Below are 15,689 nucleotides of genomic sequence, written 5' to 3'. Positions count from 1 at the left end.
TCTGCGTGTCTTCCTGGCTCGACTACACGATCAACGGGCTGATCGTCGGTAACGTCTACGCTCTCGTTGCGGTCGGGCTCGCGCTGATCTTCGGCGTCAGCCGGCTGATCAATTTTGCGCAAGGCTCGATCTACCTCGTCGGCGCCTATATCGGCTGGGTCGCGGTGGTGCAGCTGCATACGCCGCTGCCGCTCACCATCATCGTGGTCGCGGTGGCGGCGGCGCTGGTGGGCTTGATCATCGAACGGTTCGGGCTGCGTCCGCTGCAGAACTCGGTGCGCATCGCACCGCTGCTGGCGACCATCGGCATCAGCTTCGTGCTCGATCAGCTCGTGATGCTGACCTTCTCGCCCAATCCGCGCGCGCTGCCGAGCCAGTTGCCGGATATCCGCTTCCAGATCGGCGGCGGCACGATCGGACCGCTCGATCTCTTGATCGCTGGCGTCGGCATCACCAGCGCGCTGCTGCTGTTCGTGTTCCTGCGCTATAGCAAGCTTGGCTGGGCCATCCGCGCCACGGCCCAGGATCGCGACGCCGCGATGCAAATGGGCGTCGACGTCAATCGTGTCAATCAGGCCGTGTTCGGCATTGCGGCTGCGCTCGGCGGCGTCTCCGGCCTGCTGGTCGGCATGTACTACAACCAGATCGACACCGCGATGAGCCTGCAGGCAACGCTCAAGGGCGTCGTCGCCGAAGTCGTCGGTGGTGCCGGCAATGTGCCGGGTGCGGTGATCGGCAGCCTGCTGCTCGGACTGGTCGAGAGCTACGGTGTCGCCGTGTTCGGCACCAGCTACCGCAATCTGTTCGCATTCCTGCTGCTGGTCGTCGTGCTCGTGCTGCGGCCGAATGGCCTGTTCGCCAGCGCCCGGCAGGCGCCGCCCGAGCCGCTCACCGGCACCTTCATCGCGCCGAGCCGCCCGGTGCGCATTCCGCGCTGGGCTCTGCTGATCGCTGCCGCCGTCTTCGCGATCCTGCCGCTGTTGCCAGTGTCGTTTTACGTGCTCCAGACCCTGATCAACGCCTGGCTGCTCGGCATGCTCGCGCTGAGCCTCACCCTGGTTGCAGGCACGATCGGTCAGGTCTCGCTGGGACACGCCGCGCTGCTCGCGATCGGGGCCTACACCTCCGCGCTGCTGTCGCTCAATTTCGCCGTCCCGGTCGTCCTTGCCATCATCGGCGGCGGCCTGATGAGTGCTGCGCTGGGCACGGCGCTGATCTCGCCGTCGTTCCGGCTGCGCGGACACTATGTGTCGATCGCGACGCTCGCGATCGGCGAGATCGTCTCGCTGGTGATCCTGAACTGGGAGAGCGTCACTCGCGGGCCGATCGGCATCTCCGGCATTCCGCCGCTGGCGCTGTTCGGCTATGAGCTGGTCAGCCCGATTTCGATCTACTGGTTCAGCTTCATCGCGATGGTGGTGCTGGCGCTGCTGCAGGGACGCCTGCTCGGCTCCCATCTCGGCCGCAGCTTTCGCGCCATCCGCGACGACGACATCGCCTCGCGCGCCTATGGGCTTAGCCTGAATCGCTATAAATCGCTCGCCTTCATCTTCGGTGGCTTTGCCGCCGGCATTAGCGGCGGCATCGCCGCGCATCTCTATTCCTACATCAACCACGAGACCTTCAACACGCAGCAATCCATTTTGGCGCTGACCGTGGTGATCCTCGGCGGCCTCGGCAATGTCGTCGGGGCGATTCTCGGGGCGGTCGCGCTGGTCGGGCTGCCGGAAGTGTTCCGGATCGCGGCGGAGTATCGCATCCTGATCTACGGCATCGTGCTGCTGCTGCTGGTGCGGTTCAGACCGCAGGGCCTGTTGGGGACGATGTGATGAGCACGACCATGCTGTCCCTGCGCGGGCTGACGCGGCGTTTCGGCGGCCTCACCGCCGTCGATGCCATCGATCTCGATCTCGCCAGGGGCGAGCTGATCAGCATCATCGGCCCGAACGGGGCCGGCAAGACGACGTTGTTCAATCTCGTGACCGGGCTTGACCGGCCGGACGCCGGGACGGTTCGCTTCGAGGGACTGGACATCACGGGTCTCTCGCCGGAGCGGCTCGCCGCCGAAGGTGTCGCGCGCACGTTCCAGCTCGGCCGCGTGTTCGGCAATCTCAGCGTGATGGATAACGTGTTGATCGGTGCCCATACGCGGCTGCGTGCGGTCAAGCCGGCCGTGCCGGTGATCGGGCCATTGCTGGAATTGGGGTTGGCGTTGCTGCGCCCCGCCAGCGTCAGGGCCGAGGAGGAGCGCTTGCGCGAGGAGGTGAAGCTCATTCTTGCGCGCTTCGGCGAGCGGCTGCTGCCGCGCATCGACCAGCCGGCCTACAGCCTCTCCTACGCCAATCGTCGCCGCGTCGAGATCGCGCGGGCGCTCGCGCTGAAGCCGCGCCTGCTGCTGCTGGATGAGCCGACCGCCGGCATGAACCCGACCGAGACCACGGAGATGCAAGGGCTCGTCGCCGAGTTGAAGGCCGAAGGGCTGACGATCTTGCTGATCGAGCACAAGCTCGAAATGGTGATGCGCCTCTCCGACCGTGTTATCGTCATGGACGAGGGCAAGAAGATCGCGGAAGGCCCGGGCGAAGCGGTGCGCGGCGATCCCAAGGTGATCGAAGCCTATCTCGGCCACGGCCTGACGGCGAAGCAGGAGAGCGCGGCATGACGAACTCGCCTCCCGATGCGCTGCTCGCGCTCACCGACGTCAATACCTTCTACGGCCAGGCCCAGGTGCATTTCGACCTGTCGATATCAGTGCCGCGCGGCCACATCGTCTGCCTGCTCGGCGGCAATGCCAGCGGCAAGTCGACGACGATGAAGATCATTTTAGGTCTGGTGAAGCCGCGCTCGGGCGAGGTGACTTTCGACGGTGCCTCGCTGCTCGGATTGACAACGCCGCAGATCGTCCGCCGCGGCATCGCCTCGGTGCCGGAGGCGCGACGGCTGTTCGCCGACATGAGCGTGCGCGAGAACATCCTGATGGGGGCGTTCGTGCGCGACGACCGTGAGGCGATCGCGCAGGATCTCGACAAGATGCTCACGCTGTTCCCGAAGCTCGGCCAGCGGCTGTCGCAGCGCGCCGGCTCGCTCTCCGGCGGCGAGCAGCAGATGGTCGCGATGGCGCGCGCGCTGATGAGCCGTCCCAGGATGATCGTGATGGATGAGCCGACCATGGGCCTGTCGCCGCTTTATGTCGACCGCGTGCTGGAGCTGATCCGCACCATCAACCAGGAGGGCGTGTCGGTTTTCATGGTCGAGCAGAACGCCAGCCTCGCGCTCGAGATCGCGCACGAGGCCTATGTGCTGCAGACCGGCAAGATCGTTCTCTCCGGGTCCGCCCGCGCGCTGAAGGACGATCCCCGCATCCGCGATGCCTATCTCGGCGGGTCCGAGGCTGCATAGCGCCATCTCGGCCTGCATGGTTCGAGACGCCCGCTTGCGCGGGCTCCTCACCATGAGGTTCTGGCAATCGCTGCGAAACAAGACCTCATCCTGAGCAGCCCGCGCAGCGGGCGTCTCGAAGGATGGCGACCAGCACTGCTGCAGAACCCTGCCGCCCCCTCCGGGATTGCACTGGTCAGTATGACCATCTTATGAAAAGGTCATACCGTTGGCGCGATCGGCGTGCGGCGGACGGAATCAACGACGTGACGAGATTATCTTTGCGGGCGGTCGAGCCCGGAATGGTGCTGCTGTTCGGCGGGCTGATTGGGGCCAACATCGCGGCGTGGGTCTGGACGTTCGCGGCGTTTGGTGACCGGCCGACGGTGATGGCGACCGCGCTGCTCGCCTGGGTGTTCGGCCTGCGCCACGCCGTCGATGCCGACCACATCGCGGCCATCGACAATGTCGTGCGCAAGCAGATGCAGGCAGGTGGCGCGCCGCGCAGCGTCGGTCTCTTTTTCGCGCTCGGCCATTCCACGATCGTCGTGGTCGCGACCATGCTGCTCGCGCTCGGCGTCGTCAGCCTCGGTGGCGACAGCCTGCTCAAGGAGATCGGCGGCTTCATCGGCACGTCGGTGTCTGCGCTGTTCTTGCTGGTGATCGCGGCCATCAATCTCCTCATCTTCGCCGGCTTGTGGCGGACGTTTCGCGCCGCGCGGGAGCAGGGCATTCACGACGCCGAGGGCCTCGATGCCCTGCTTGCCAATCGCGGCCTCCTGGCGCGGCTGTTCGGCCCGATGTTCCGCCTGGTGACAAAACCCTGGCACATGTATCCGCTCGGCTTCCTGTTCGGGCTCGGCTTCGACACCGCAACCGAGATCGGCCTCCTCAGCATCTCCGCCAGCGAAGCCGCGCGCGGCGCTTCGTTTGCCGATGTTCTCGTTTTCCCCGCGCTGTTCGCATCTGGCATGGCGCTGGTCGATACCGCCGACTCCGCGCTGATGGTGAGCGCCTATCGCTGGGCCTTCGTCGATCCGCTGCGAAAGCTCTGGTACAACCTCACGATCACAGGGGCTTCGGTGGCGGTGGCGCTGTTGATCGGCGGCATCGAGGCGCTCGGGCTGATCGCGGACCGGCTCGGCCTGTCCGGCGGCGTGTGGGCCCTGGTTGACGCGCTCAACGATTCGCTCGCCAATGTCGGCTTCGCCGTGGTCGCGCTGTTCGTGATCGCCTGGCTCGTCTCGGTCGTGCTCTATCGGCGCATGTTTGCGCTCCACCGAGCGGCCACGCCAAAATTGCTGCAATGCGCCGATGCCACCGAGACGGTCTGAGTCCGACCGACGCTGCGGCGCGCTGACGGCATTTTCGGTCTTGGTGCTGCTCGCAGATGGCGGCGACGCCTTCGCGCAGAACGCAGGCACATCGCGCGAGCTGCCGCCGGTCCAGGTCAGCGGCGGCGAGACGAAACCTCACAAGAAACCGGCCGCAGCTCGACGGTCCAGCATGCCGGTCCAGTCCAACGACCGCATCGTTGCTGACCCGACAGCCATGCGAGCGTCCGATGCGCACAGCGCCGCCTCGGGCGCAAAAGGCCCGCCCGGCATGGCAAGCGAGATCACCGTCTCCGGCGAGGACATCAACGCGCGCCCTTTCACCCGGCCCGGTGAGGCGCTCGAAGCTGTGCCGGGGTTGATCGTGACCCAGCATTCCGGCGAAGGCAAAGCCAACCAGTATTTTCTACGCGGCTACAATCTCGATCACGGCACCGATCTCGCCATCGCCGTGGACGGCGTGCCCGTCAACATGCGCACACACGCGCATGGCCAGGGTTATGCGGACTTGAATTGGCTGATCCCGGAGACCATCGCCGCGATCGACGTACGCAAGGGGCCATATTTCGCCGACGAGGGCGATTTCGCTTCGGTCGGTAGCGTTCACATCGGCCTGATCGACCGCACCAAGGGGCTCGCGCAGGTGAGCGCCGGCAGCTTTGGTTATCGCCGCCTGCTCGGCATGGACTCAACGAAGGTTGGCGACGGCTCGCTGCTCGTCGCCGGCGAGATCGGCACCTATAATGGGCCGTGGGACAATCCCGACAATGTCCGCAAGCTCAACGGTCTCGTTCGCTACAGCCAGGGTACCGCGACGGATGGCGTATCCGTCACTGGCATGGCCTATGCGAACAAATGGAATTCGACTGATCAGGTGCCGCAGCGAGCGATCGCGCGTGGCCTGCTCGACCGGTTCGGCTCGGAGGATCCAAGCGACGGCGGCAACACCAATCGCTTCGCGCTCTCCGCCCGCATCGCGCAGAGTGACGATGTGGGGTCTTGGAAAGCCAACGCCTATGTGGTGAAGAGCCAACTCGACCTCTTCAACAACTTCACCTATTTCCTTGGCGATCCCGTGCTTGGCGACCAGTTCTACCAGCACGATGACCGCCTGATGGCCGGCGCCAACATCTCGCGCACGCTGGACGGCTCGTTTGCGGGGCTGCCGATGCAGACCACGATTGGCCTGCAATCGCGCCATGATTCGATCGATCTGGCGCTGACCAATAATTTTCGGCGCGGCTTCGTCTCCAACATCCGCAGCGACAAGGTCGGCGAGGGCAGCGTCGGTGCATTTGCCGAAAACACCGTGCGCTGGACCGATTGGCTCCGGACCACAATTAGCTTGCGGGGCGACTACTATGCCGCTGATGTCGCATCCCTGTTCAACCAAAATAATTCCGGTCGCGCCGATGCCGCGCTCGGCAGCCCGAAGTTCAGGATGGTGCTCGGTCCGTTCAACCAGACCGAATTCTTTCTCGGGGCCGGCTACGGCATGCATTCGAACGACGCGCGCGGCGCGACCACGACCGAAGACCCGAGCGATCCCGCGACAAGGCTGACGCCGTCGCCGCTGCTGGTGCGGACCAGAGGCGCGGAGATCGGCGTTCGCAGCAGGATCGTCCCCGGTCTCGACACCTCGCTCAGCCTCTTCATCCTCGATCAGGATTCCGAGATTCTATTTTCGGGCGATGCCGGCGACACCTCGGCGACCCGCGCCAGCCGTCGCTACGGCTTTGAGTGGACCAACCATTACCGCCCGCAACCATGGATCGAGATCGACGCCGATCTTGCGATGACCCATGCGCGCTTCCGTGGATATGACAGCGCTCAGGCCGAGGTCTACGCCTCGCTCACCGGCTATCCCGAGGCGCAGGCCGGCAACGCGCCCGGCAATTACATCCCGAACGCGCCGGCGATGGTGGCATCAGCTGGCATCACGCTCGGCGAGAAGACCGGCTGGTTCGGGGGCTTGCGCTGGCGCTATCTGGCGTCGAGCCCACTGACGGAAGACAATGCGTTCCGCTCGTCTGCGACCAGCATCTTCAACGGACGCCTCGGCTACCGCATCGACAATGGCTGGCGCCTTCAGCTCGACGTGCTCAATCTCCTCAACATGAAGGCGAACCAGGTCACCTACGCCTATGGGTCGCTGCTGAAAACCGACACGCTCTACGCCCTATGTACCTCAGGCACCGCGCCCGCCGCGGTCTGCCAGAACGGCGTGATGGACACCGTGCTGCACCCGGTCGAGCCGCTGACGTTCCGCGTGACTGTGGCGGGAGCGTTCTAGGCCGAAGCCGCGCTCGCGACCTGCTCCGCCGGCAGATCGTCGGCATTGGGATCGCCCGGCGCGGTGGCCCAGGCGAGCTCCACCAGCGTCACGAACCGGCGGCCGGCGCCGTCGAGCTGGCAGACGATCAGGCCCTGCTCCTCCATGTAGCCGAGCAGGCGCTGCGCCCGGCGCAGCGAATGCGAGCCGTAGGCGCGGGCGATCGCGGCGTCGCCGGGGCAGGGCCAGCCTTCTTTAGCCGCGCGCGCGATCATCATGAACACGCCCTGCATGTCCTCGGGAAGGATCGAGGCGCGCAGCGACACATCCTGCCAGGCGTCGTCCTCGGCATGCTCGGCGCCGAGCCCGGCGCGTGCGCGTGTCAGCATGCGGCGGAATTCGGTGAGGTCGGGCACCGCCGAGCCGAGGCCCTCGATGCGGCAGCGGACCACGAACTCCTGGTACAGCACGCCGACCGCGCGGAAGCCGGCATCGGGCGCGGCGAGCACGGCACGCAGGGTTCGATCCACGCGCTCGCGCCGCTCCGCGAGTTCCTCGGCACTGATCGGGACCTCGATCATGTCGGGGCCGATCTCCGGTGCCGCAGCCTTCGCGGCGCGGAGCTGCTCGAGCAGATCGGGCGCGGGCCGGCGCTGCGGCCGGCTGGCATCCGGCGGCGGCGCGGCCAGGATCACAGCGCGCATATTTTCGAGCGCGGCTTCGGGCATCGGCATCAGCCGCGGCGTGGAATTGCGCGGCTGGGTTTCGGTCGCGCCGATGTTCAAACGCAGGGGGCGTCGCGACAGTGCGGGGCCGAGCGCCATGAATTGTCCGCGTTCGAGATCGCGAAAGGATTCGGCCTGCCGCCGCTCCATGCCGAGCAGGTCGGCGGCGCGCGCCATGTCGATGTCGAGGAAGGTGCGGCCCATCAGGAAGTTGGACGCTTCCGCCGCGACGTTCTTGGCGAGCTTCGCCAGCCGCTGGGTCGCGATGATCCCGGCAAGCCCGCGCTTGCGGCCGCGGCACATCAGATTGGTCATCGCGCCGAGCGAAAGCTTTCGCGCTTCGTCAGAGACTTCGCCCGCGACCGCAGGCGCAAACAGCTGCGCCTCGTCGACCACCACCAGCATCGGATACCAGTGGTCGCGGTCCACGTCGAAGAGTCCGCCAAGGAAGGCCGCGGCGCGGCGCATCTGGTTCTCGGCGTCGAGCCCTTCGAGATTGAGCACGGTGGAGACGCGATGCAGCCGCGCGCGCTCGCCGGCGACCTGAAGGCCGCGCTCGGTGTGATCCTCGGCCTCGATCACGAGATGGCCGAAATGCTCCGCCAGGGAGACGAAATCACCTTCGGGATCGATGATGGCCTGCTGCACCCAGGGCGCGCTCTGCTCCAGCAACCGCCGCAGCAGATGTGATTTTCCGGAGCCCGAATTGCCCTGCACCAGGAGGCGGGTCGCCAGCAGTTCCTCGAGGTCCATGGCCGCCGCGGCGCCCGCCGTGGTCTGCCCCATCTCGATCGCAACCGTCATGCCCGACTCAAGTCCCATCATTCGCGGACAGGGGCTTATCAACCCGGCCGCGGCGCGTCGAGCGCCACGGCGGAAATCATGCGTTGTTGCCCACGGCGGAGTTCAGGCGTGATTCGATTGCCGTAGAAGTGCGGGCCGATAGGGGGCTTGTGGATCGTCGTCCTCGTTCTCGGGGATGGCGCAGGAGCCGAATTCCTGCCTGATCCGCTCGATTTCGGCGATGCGCTCGTGCAGCCGCTGCAGATGCTCCGGGGATTTCGCCCGCCAGAATCGGAAGGTGTCGGCGGTGAGCGGCAGGAACGCGGTGCCGAACAGCGTCGGCTCAGGAACGACGGTGCGCCCGAGCAGCAGGAACCGGTCAGCGCCGGAGACGACGAGCGTCGCGTAGCCGCGATTTCCGATTCGCTTGATCCCGTTCAGCGACCATTCGACGAGCTTGCTGAAATAGGGCTCCTCGCGCCAGCGGTCGGGGCAATGGTCATCGACCGTCACGTTCACGGCGTCCTGGCTGAAATGCACGATGATGCCCGACTTCGCGGGAAACCAATCGTCGTCGAGATGGCCTTGCAGCCAGGCGCAGACGAATGAACGGCACATCTGGGGACGGCGCTCGTAGATGGTGCAACCCGTGCCGGCCTGCCAATGCTTGCACAGCTGGTTCACCGGCTTGTCGACGGCGGCCACTTCGAGGATGTCGCAGCAGGCATTGCACGAGCTGCATTGCCGAGTGGGCGGCGGCGCAGTTCGACCGGCTGCCCTGAAACCCTGGCCATCGCGAACGACCAGCCGCTGCTTCTCGAGTGCATTCAATGCGCGCTCGATCTTGAGGCGGGACAAGCCGGTCGCGTCAATGACACCCTTTATCGTCGTTGCGCCGGCTTCCACGGCGCGAACGACCTGCAACGTCGTCTGATCCATCTTCGACTACTTGTTTTTCTGCCTTCCAACTGGCGATCGCGCGCCGATCAGGAAGTTGCGGAACTGCCTGCCGGCCTGTCGCGCGGCGGATAATTCGGTAACTCGCATGGCTAGAACTCGCATGGATGCGATGTTTGCGCAAATCGATGGCGCCCCGGGGACGGTCCGAACTGCGCCTGATCGCGATCGATGTGCCAATTCCGGGCAGGCAGCAAGGGGGGCCGTGCCGAATGTTGTTACAGCGCGCCCGATCCGCCCTGCACGATCTTCTCGTTGAGCTTGAGGTCCACGGTCTCGACCGTGCGGTCGATCTCGGCATTGGGCACGCCGAGCTGATGCGAGATCAGCTTCACCAGCAGATCGACGCGCTCGATGAAGGGGGCGCCGCTCGCCACCGCGCGCGCGGCCGATGACGGCTTCAGCAGGCTTTCGGCGGCCTTGGCGTATTTCGCGAACGGCACCTGGTCCTGCGGATCGGCGCCGAGACGGCGGGCGATTCCGTCGACGTGGTCGTAGATCGTCTGCGACCGATTGAGATCGCCGTGCACGGCGTCGCGGATCGACTGCGGCTCGTGCGGCGTGATGCAGCGATAGTTGCCGGTCAGCAGCATCGACCATTTCGCCAGCGGCACGAACAGGGAATCGAACACCTTCAGCTTCACCGGCACGTCGTGGCCATCGAGGGTCACCGCGTCGATGTCGGCTTCGAGCTCGCGCAGCACCTTGTTGTGCTTCTCCTCGGCGAACACGGAGGCCTTGAAATTCGTGGGCAGACCGACGTGAAGCACGTTCGCAGCCTCTTCCGGCGGACGGAACGCCTGCGGGTCGGGCGAGCACAGGGTCACCAGCCCGGGCTCGAAGCGCTCCCACACCTGCGCATTGGTGTAGGCTTCCTCGAGATCCATGTCCGCGAGCGAGGGGATCCGCTTCAGATAGGGCAGCGGCGGCATGTTCATGATCGACAGGCACGGCAGCTTCGCCGCGGCGATCCTGACCATGAGAACGCGCACCGTGTGGTTGGTGTATTGCGGCTCCTGCATCGCAAGGCCGATCATGTCGTAGCGCGACAAGTCCACATTGGCGGGTGTCACGGCGTCAAGCTTGCCGGGCAGGTCGCGCGAGAAGATGGCGCGGTGAACCGCCTCGTCACGCAACTTGATGCGCACCTCGGTACCCTCGCGGTTGATCAGCTCCGCGGTCTTGGCGCGGCAGACCAGGGTCACGTTGTGCCCCGCCATCAGCAGCTTCGTGCCCAGCAGGGAGCCGTAGGAAGCCCCGAGAATCAGGATGTTACGCGCCATGTCTCGTCCCTTTGACAATTTGTGCTGTTTTTGAGCCCCGGCCGTCATCCGCGGGCGAGTTTGGCGGCATGTAAGGCAAAGTGCGTGGGGATGGCAACTGGGATAATGGATACAAGGGTAGGGACGGCTCAGCAGGCGGTCCAGCGTGTTGCTTGCCGCCGAAAGCGAGAGGACGCCTCATCGGCGACGGGCTCTGCAGGTGCATGAGCTGCTCAAATAACTGGCTTACCGAAGTAAGGAATGTTGTAGGTCCCGATCGCCCGGGCTCACCCAGAACGCGATCATACCTGGTCACGTCGCGCGCGCCGGGTGCGGATGAGTGACGTCGAGGATTTTGTCGCGCGGGTTTTCCTGCGACGCCGACCGCCGAAAAGTCCCGTGGCGAAGGCCGTTGGCATCATAAACGGCAATCCGCCGCATCCCTCGATCGCCATCGTGATGGATGGCACGCCGGATCGGCGTCATGAGGAATTCATGATGGAAGCCGATACAGGCCCTGCGTTTTTCGCCATCGAACGCGATCCAATTTTTAGTCGTCCATCGCAACAAAAAACTGCAAACGCGGGACGGCAAAAAGTGGCAGAATGGTGCGGGGCCTAAACTGTGTATCAGCAACGGAGCTGAGACGTGACGATTGAGTTGGAGCCGGCGTGAGACTTGCTTTGCGACCAGTTCGTTCGGACTGTAGTCCGTCTGGTCCAGTGCCCCGCCCGCGAAGGGAAAACGGAACGATAAGCGGGACAGCAGACGCACATGTGATCACGCAAGCGTGATGTCGCATCGAGCAGACATGCAGGGCGTTGCGCTGACAGCGTTGCGCCTGGTCCAAGCAACCGCCGACGCGCCGTTCGGGGACTGACATGGAAGATGATCATTGGCCTCACTGCGCGTGCGACGGCGCCGGTCGAAGCCTGGAGTGCTTGCGGAAACGCGCGTCCGATTTTTTCGAAAGCTTGTCCGTCGCGGAGCTCGGGCGCGAGGCGCACAGGCATCGGTGGATTTCGGACTGGTTGCGGATCTCAGGCGAGTACCGGATCTTCGCCGAATCGGCGCGCGCAGCCGGTTCAGCTCAGATCGCGCGGGAAGCGTGGCTGTGCTCGCTGACGGCCCTCGAAGTCGCGAGGAGCCTGTCTTGGCCCGGAGATCCCGGGAGTACCGACCTCGTAGACAAGGTCGGACTCAGCCTGAGGGGCTTCGAGGAGGAGGCCGGTTCGGCGATCGAGCGCGTGGAGATCGACTGCTTTGATCAAGGCTCGCTTGCGGGCTACTTTCTGCCGGCGTTCCCCGACCGGTCTTTCGCACCAGCGGTTATCTGTGTCAGCGACGAGGACATCACCCTGGGCTCGATGATGAGCAGGCTGTTGCCGGTCTCAGGGCGACGGAACATGTCACTCCTGCTCGTTGATGCCGGCGATTCATCCGGTCGTAACCCCTTCAAGCCGGCGCATGTTCTTCAATGCTGGCTGGACTACCTGGAAGCTCGTCCGGACGTCGATTCGCAGCAGATCGCGGTCTACGGCGAGGGAGCGGCCGCCGGTCACGCATCCCGTCTTGCCCTCCTGGATCGCAGGATGGCTGCCGCCGTGTGCGACGGCGGCATTGCGACGTCGGTCATGCGCCGGGCATCGCTGCGCTGGATGATCGGCGTCGAGCAGGCGGTCGGTGACGAGACCTCGACGGGCTCGTTGCTGCCGTCGCGTCGGATACCTTGCCCGCTTCTGATGGTGGTCGGGAGCCGCTCAATGGTTTGGGAGGAGGATGCTCTCGAACTGCAAGCAGGCTATCGGCAGGCCGGAGCCGATTGCGCGACCGTCGTGCCGAACCGCATTCCACACCCTCTGGGCGAGGTCGAGAATTTCATCGCGGTGGACGATTTCATTTTCAAATGGCTCGACAGCAAACTTGGAATTGCCCGCCAGCTGGACTCTGTGACCTACCTCTAACGCGCCAAGAAATTGGGAAGGCGAGATTGGGAATGCGAGAAGAGATTGGGGATGAATCGAGGCGCGGGCTCCGCGCCTGACGACAGTGGGTCAGGACACGTCGATCGCCAGCAATCGAGCCGCCAATCGGGCATTCTTGGCAATCGTTGCGAGCGCGGCATTCAGATCGGCCAAGGTCTTCTCGTCGAGCTCGTTGAACATGGTCGAGTTCAAGGCGAGCTTTCTCTTCGACAGTTTTTCGATCTCCGTCGTTGCTTTCGCCGTCAGCGACATCAGGACGTAGCGCGCGTCGTCTGCAGCAGGCCGTCGCGACAGGAAGCCGCCCTTTTCGAGGCTCTTGGTCTGGTTGGTGACGAAGGCGGGGTGGACGCGCAGCTTGTTCGCGATGTCGATTCCGGCGACACCTCGCCCTTCGTCCAGTTCGGTGATGGCCATCAGGATCAGCCACTGCGGCTCGGTAATGCCCAGCAGTCCGGCCCAGCTGGTGTGGATGTCCTCCAGCTGGGAATGAATTTCGACGACGTTCCAGATGAAATCCGTAATCGCCCTGTCGAGTTTCTTCTCGATCATGTGGCTCCCTCCCGTTTATCCCTTGCCTATCTTTAGTGGGATATCTTGGAAGCGTCTCGAAAATCGCGCGCCGATCCAAAAGAGAGATACCGCGGGGAAGGAATCGTAGGCTCAATTATTACTTGCAAAGAACAATTAATTTTATTATCGACTATCCACTCTATTTCGCTGCTCTTGACCCACGCGATGGACAGCGATGCGAGACCTCCAAGAAGCCCTCGGGATGCCCCCCGAGGGCTTTACTTGTTTTTCTACGCGGTTTTTCCGGGGGATATCGCCGCTGTTGCTCTCAAGACACATCGCGGCTCGAACTGTCGATTCATCAAATCAATAAATTGAGGCAGTTGTTTTTATAAACTATATGTGAAGCCACGACGGAGGGGGGGCACCTCACTGTCGTTTCAGTCCGGACCTTCGTGCGGATCTGAATTGAGCGAAATTGAGAGGGTAAAGCGGCGCCCACCGAGGAGCCGAGCCCCCTGAACCGGCCTGGAGGTTTACTAATGAAGTTGACGAAGACACTCTTTCTCGGCTCGGCTGCCGGCCTGATGGCCGCCTCCGGGGCGTTCGCAGCCGATCTTCCCGTGAAGGCCAAGGCGGTCGAATACGTGAAGATCTGCTCGCTGTACGGCGCCGGCTTCTACTACATCCCGGGCACCGACACCTGCATCAAGCTCGGCGGCTACGTCCGCGCTGACGCGAACTTCAACACCAACTCGGACTTCAATCCGAACCAGGGCGGTACTGCCGGTGCTCGCAACCGCCTGATGAACTACTACACCTTCCGCGCTCGTGAAGACCTCAACATCGACACCCGCACCGCGACCGAGTACGGCGTGGTCCGCACCTTCTTCGACGGCGTCTTCACCTGGACGAGCGGCAATTATTCCGGCACCGGTTCGGCAACGGGTGGCACCCAGTACAGCGGTGCGCTCGGTCTCAACGCTGCGGGCACCGCCCTCGTCGGCTCGAATGGTAGCGGCAGCGTCAACGGCACCGACGGCAACACCTCCGGTGGCGCGCTTGGCGTATACTATGCCTTCATCCAGTTCGCCGGCTTCACCATGGGTAAGGCCGTGTCGCAGTTCGACGCGCCCTGGACCAACTATCCCGGCAACATCACCGACAACCTCGTCGGCGGCAGCGGCACGGTCACTGGTGTCAACCAGTTCACCTACACCGCCGACTTCGGTCAGGGCGTCACGGCCTCGTTCTCGGCTGAAGACGTCTCGGCCTACTATCAGGCCGGCAACGTCAACATGACCGGCGCGACCGCGGGCGGCATGATCGGCGGCTCGTACGGCACCAACGCCATCGGCGGCACCCGTTCGCCGAACCTCGTCGGTCAGGTCCGTGTCGATCAGGCCTGGGGTCTGTTCCAGGCGTCGGTGGCTGCACATGACAACCACGTTGGTTACTACGGTGCAACCGAGCCGACTGGCCACCCCGACGACAAATGGGGTTGGGCGGTTCAGCTCGCTCTGTCGATCAAGAACATCCCGACCGGCGCGGGTGACACGATCAACATCCAGGGCGTCTACACCGACGGTGCGACCCGCTACAACTTCCAGAACCTGTCGGGCAGCAGCTACGCACTGTACGGCAATTCGGGCATTGCTGGCTCTTACGGCAGCATCGGCTTCGCCAGCGCTCCCGATACGGTGTTCGTGACCGGCAGTTCGCAGGAAACCGTCAAGACCTGGGGCTTCCGCGGCGCTTACACCCACAACTGGGATCCGTACTGGAACTCCTCGCTGTACGGTGCCTACGCGCAGGCCCAGTTCGGCACGCTGGCCAAGACCACGCTCTGCGGTGCTGGTGGCGCCGGCGGTGTGTTCGGCGGCCTGGCGGGTGTGACGGGTTGCAACCCGGACTTCGCGATCGGCCAGCTGGGTGTCGTCACCCGGTGGACCCCGGTCAAGAACCTGACATTCTCGGCGGACGTGTCCTGGACCCATCTCGACCAGAAGTATTCTGGAACGGTTGGCCTCGTCCCGAACGTCGTGACCGCCAAGCCGGCTGCGGTTTACGAATTGAAGGACCAGGACTCGATCGCCATGATCTTCCGCGCTCAGCGCAACTGGTAAGATCTGTCGAACATATGAACGAACACCCGGCGGGAAACCGCCGGGTGTTTTTCGTTGGGCAAGGCAGATGATGTGAGGCGGCTAAGCCCCGTAGCCCGGATGGAGCGCAGCGCAATCCGGGGCCGCTCGCCCGGCATTCGGCACCGTCCCGGATTACGCTGCGCTCCATCCGGGCTACGGGACCGCGCCTGTGTCGCGCGTCTGTCAATCCATACGTGCAAAAATATTCCACTTTACCGAAATTCGGTTTTGGCGTATGTGTCGCCCATCCCGGCTCATCCTTGAGGGGCGATCTTGTGGTCGTCACGTTCGCGAGCCGGGCTTGCGGTGGACGCGGCAGCGTTCGGGTGCGAGGAG

The 15,689-nt window shown here is 64.2% G+C and carries 12 protein-coding genes; 8 read left to right on the top strand and 4 right to left on the bottom strand.

What is annotated here, in order from left to right; translation table 11 throughout:
• Positions 1-5 precede the first annotated feature (5 nt).
• The 5 genes from AC0L20_RS14490 to AC0L20_RS14470 all read left to right on the top strand — a co-directional run bounded on the left by AC0L20_RS14490 (position 6) and on the right by AC0L20_RS14470 (position 7,005).
• Positions 6-1,829, top strand: a complete 1,824-nt coding sequence (locus AC0L20_RS14490; RefSeq protein ID WP_473289075.1) for an ABC transporter permease — start codon at positions 6-8, stop codon at positions 1,827-1,829.
• Positions 1,829-2,662, top strand: a complete 834-nt coding sequence (locus AC0L20_RS14485; RefSeq protein WP_473289074.1) for an ABC transporter ATP-binding protein — start codon at positions 1,829-1,831, stop codon at positions 2,660-2,662. The genes AC0L20_RS14490 and AC0L20_RS14485 overlap by 1 nt, the downstream gene beginning before the upstream one ends.
• Positions 2,659-3,399 (top strand): ABC transporter ATP-binding protein, encoded by a 741-nt coding sequence (locus AC0L20_RS14480; RefSeq protein ID WP_456768200.1) that lies wholly within the window; start codon positions 2,659-2,661, stop codon positions 3,397-3,399. Before AC0L20_RS14485 ends, AC0L20_RS14480 begins: the two co-directional genes overlap by 4 nt.
• 281 nt (positions 3,400-3,680) lie before the next feature.
• Positions 3,681-4,712, top strand: coding sequence for a HoxN/HupN/NixA family nickel/cobalt transporter (locus AC0L20_RS14475; protein ID WP_473289522.1), 1,032 nt, complete (start codon positions 3,681-3,683; stop codon positions 4,710-4,712).
• The gene (locus tag AC0L20_RS14470) at positions 4,693-7,005 is read left to right on the top strand and encodes a TonB-dependent receptor (protein WP_473289073.1); all 2,313 of its coding nucleotides are present in this window, start codon (positions 4,693-4,695) and stop codon (positions 7,003-7,005) included. The genes AC0L20_RS14475 and AC0L20_RS14470 overlap by 20 nt, the downstream gene beginning before the upstream one ends.
• On the opposite strand, the gene AC0L20_RS14465 is transcribed toward AC0L20_RS14470, so the two are convergent.
• The 3 genes from AC0L20_RS14465 to AC0L20_RS14455 all read right to left on the bottom strand — a co-directional run bounded on the left by AC0L20_RS14465 (position 7,002) and on the right by AC0L20_RS14455 (position 10,732).
• Positions 7,002-8,513, bottom strand: a complete 1,512-nt coding sequence (locus AC0L20_RS14465; protein ID WP_473289072.1) for a helicase HerA domain-containing protein — start codon at positions 8,511-8,513, stop codon at positions 7,002-7,004. The two genes, AC0L20_RS14470 and AC0L20_RS14465, sit on opposite strands and share 4 nt — an antisense overlap.
• Before the next feature lie 102 nt (positions 8,514-8,615).
• Positions 8,616-9,431 (bottom strand): YkgJ family cysteine cluster protein, encoded by an 816-nt coding sequence (locus AC0L20_RS14460; RefSeq protein WP_473289071.1) that lies wholly within the window; start codon positions 9,429-9,431, stop codon positions 8,616-8,618.
• Between the two features lie 236 nt (positions 9,432-9,667).
• Positions 9,668-10,732, bottom strand: a complete 1,065-nt coding sequence (locus AC0L20_RS14455; protein WP_473289070.1) for a ketopantoate reductase family protein — start codon at positions 10,730-10,732, stop codon at positions 9,668-9,670.
• A gap of 315 nt (positions 10,733-11,047) precedes the next feature.
• Here AC0L20_RS14455 and AC0L20_RS14450 point away from each other — a divergent pair, with 315 nt between their 5' ends.
• On the top strand, positions 11,048-11,332 hold the full coding sequence (locus tag AC0L20_RS14450) for a hypothetical protein (protein WP_473289069.1): 285 nt from the start codon (positions 11,048-11,050) through the stop codon (positions 11,330-11,332).
• Positions 11,333-11,592: 260 nt separating this feature from the next.
• Positions 11,593-12,675: an alpha/beta hydrolase family protein gene (locus tag AC0L20_RS14445; RefSeq protein WP_473289068.1), complete on the top strand. Its 1,083-nt coding sequence runs from the start codon at positions 11,593-11,595 to the stop codon at positions 12,673-12,675.
• 90 nt (positions 12,676-12,765) lie between these two features.
• Here the strand turns inward: AC0L20_RS14445 and AC0L20_RS14440 are convergent, their stop codons facing one another.
• Complete coding sequence (locus tag AC0L20_RS14440; RefSeq protein WP_456768206.1) at positions 12,766-13,245, bottom strand: MarR family winged helix-turn-helix transcriptional regulator; 480 nt, start codon at positions 13,243-13,245, stop codon at positions 12,766-12,768.
• 503 nt (positions 13,246-13,748) lie between these two features.
• On the opposite strand from AC0L20_RS14440, the gene AC0L20_RS14435 reads away from it, so the two are divergent.
• Positions 13,749-15,332 (top strand): porin, encoded by a 1,584-nt coding sequence (locus tag AC0L20_RS14435; RefSeq protein ID WP_473289067.1) that lies wholly within the window; start codon positions 13,749-13,751, stop codon positions 15,330-15,332.
• The last annotated feature ends 357 nt before the right edge of the window (positions 15,333-15,689 follow it).

The organism is Bradyrhizobium sp. Kon58 (genome assembly GCF_055807455.1).
The sequence above is the reverse complement of the archived record's forward strand: the minus strand, read 5'-3'. Positions and strand labels throughout refer to the sequence as shown.